Annotated in this window: 2 protein-coding genes, 1 tRNA gene and 3 rRNA genes; all 6 read right to left on the minus strand. The window is 32.5% G+C overall.

Translation table 11 applies throughout. From position 1 onward, the window contains the following. A 16S ribosomal RNA gene (locus CLTEP_RS13740) occupies nucleotides 1-95 on the minus strand; the annotation flags it as partial. Between the two features lie 476 nt (nucleotides 96-571). Next, nucleotides 572-802 (minus strand): DUF975 family protein, encoded by a 231-nt coding sequence (locus CLTEP_RS13745; protein ID WP_242863956.1) that lies wholly within the window; start codon nucleotides 800-802, stop codon nucleotides 572-574. 167 nt (nucleotides 803-969) lie between these two features. Then, nucleotides 970-1,287, minus strand: a complete 318-nt coding sequence (locus CLTEP_RS13750) for a YbjQ family protein (protein ID WP_066827637.1) — start codon at nucleotides 1,285-1,287, stop codon at nucleotides 970-972. 374 nt (nucleotides 1,288-1,661) lie between these two features. Further along, nucleotides 1,662-1,737 (minus strand) — tRNA-Lys (locus CLTEP_RS13760). A gap of 6 nt (nucleotides 1,738-1,743) precedes the next feature. Further along, a 5S ribosomal RNA gene (gene rrf / locus CLTEP_RS13765) occupies nucleotides 1,744-1,860 on the minus strand. A 154-nt stretch (nucleotides 1,861-2,014) separates the two neighbouring features. Beyond that, nucleotides 2,015-2,139 (minus strand): 23S ribosomal RNA (locus CLTEP_RS13770); the annotation flags it as partial.

Below are 2,139 nucleotides of genomic sequence, written 5' to 3' on the forward strand. Positions count from 1 at the left end.
TATTCCACTACCCGAAGGTAGCTTCATCGCTCGACTTGCATGTGTTAGGCACGCCGCCAGCGTTCGTCCTGAGCCAGGATCAAACTCTCAATTTAAAAGTTTATCTTGCTCAAGCCATTACTGACTTCATTCTCTAAAGAATTACGAGTTTTTCTTACTTCCTCTGTTTACTTTTCAAAGACCTTTTCTTCCCTGCCGCTTCAAGCGACTTCTGTATTATAGCAAATTACTTTTGCTCTTGTCAACAGCTTTTTGAAAGTTTTTTTAACTCTCATTTGACTGTTTACTCATCGCCGTTTTGTGAACTTCTTTGTCCGCCGCAGCGACAAGTAATATGATATCATTTATTTTTTTGTTTTCATGCAAAATAAATCGAATTTAATCAAATTATATCTTTTTTCCTCTGTTTTTTTAATATTTTCTCTTAAAATCTCATAGTGATATACACGGTAGTGTTTACAGCTATTTTCATAACTTAATGATAAGAAATATAGAATATCTTTAGAAATATCGTAGCTTAACTCAAAAAAATTTGAGAAACTAGTTCTCAAATATACTATATTATGAAAAATTAAATATTGTTATTGTCATATTGTATATTATTTCTATTATTTTCCCATTCTCTTTTTACATCTTCGTAAAAATTAGCCTTTGTCATTTCTATATATGGAACCAGCCATAACAATCCTATTCCTAGTGTTAATACACATAATAATCCCCAACCAATAAAACTTAGTTGCAATACAAACAGTTTCCACTTATACCCGTACATCATTTCCTTGCTTAATCGAAGCGTATCCATATATAATATTGCAAATATCATATCAATATATGATATATTACACTAAAAATAATTTATTATCAATAAAAGCCATTCATTATAATATATATAACAAAAATGCACAGATTTGGCAAAAACAAATACCAATCCTGTGCATAACTAAAAGATGTTGTGTATAAGTGTTCTAACTATTTATTAACATATTTTACTGCAGTGCCATAAACAATCACTTCTGCCGCCCCTTGCATAATGTTACTAGTTGCATATCTTATATTAACAACTGCATCCGCACCTAACTCTTCTGCTTCGTTCACCATTCTTTTTGTTGCTATCGCTCTAGCTTCGTTCATCATTTCTGTATACCCTTCAATTTCGCCACCAACTAATGTTTTAAATCCACTTAAAATGTCTTTACCAATATGTTTTGACCAAACTATCGATCCTTTCACTACTGATAGTACATTTAATTCTTTGCCATCAATATAATCAGTATTTACTAATATCATCTTCTTCCCCTCCCTTTATTTCTCTTATTCTTTTTATCATTGTGTAAATTAATGATAATAGAACTGCTATGAATAGTACTAATGCAAGTATCACAAAAAAAGTCGGTATCCTTTCTTCCAACATAGGCGTTAATGTACCAAAAGCATATAGCAATGTTATAAAAATAAAAATAATTATCACTATAGTAATAATTATTTTTTCATGATATCACCCTTATATATTATCATTATTTTAATTCTAACATGTATTCGCAATATATTCCATAATAATTAATCAATTACTATTTAGTCAATCATTTAATCTGGATTTAAGGCATTTTCAAAAATAAAAGCTTCAAAAAAATAAGAACACCCCATTACTATGAGGTGTTCTATGGTGATCTACCGGGGAATCGAACCCCGGACACCATGATTAAAAGTCATGTGCTCTACCGACTGAGCTAGTAGATCATATTTACCTGGCAGCGACCTACTCTCCCACACGGTCTCCCATGCAGTACCATCGGCGCTATAAAGCTTAACCTTCGTGTTCGGAATGGGAACGGGTGTTGCCTTTACGCTATAACTACCAGATACTTTCTTATTGACGTTTGTGGTATACATCGAGAAAACATTGTCCTCTCAAAATTGCATAATGAACTGAATACCAATCTCCATTCTCCAATTATCAATTAAATCATCAATTATGAAATAATAGCGATTAGCGATTGGTGACTAACGATTCTTTTTGGTCAAGTCCTCGACCTATTAGTATCGGTCAGCTTAATACATTACTGCACTTACACCTCCGACCTATCAACCTTGTGTTCTTCAAGGGGTCTTACTGACTTTCGTCATGGGAAATCTTATCTT

This window comes from Clostridium tepidiprofundi DSM 19306 (assembly GCF_001594005.1).
Taxonomy (GTDB): domain Bacteria; phylum Bacillota; class Clostridia; order Clostridiales; family Clostridiaceae; genus Clostridium_AC; species Clostridium_AC tepidiprofundi.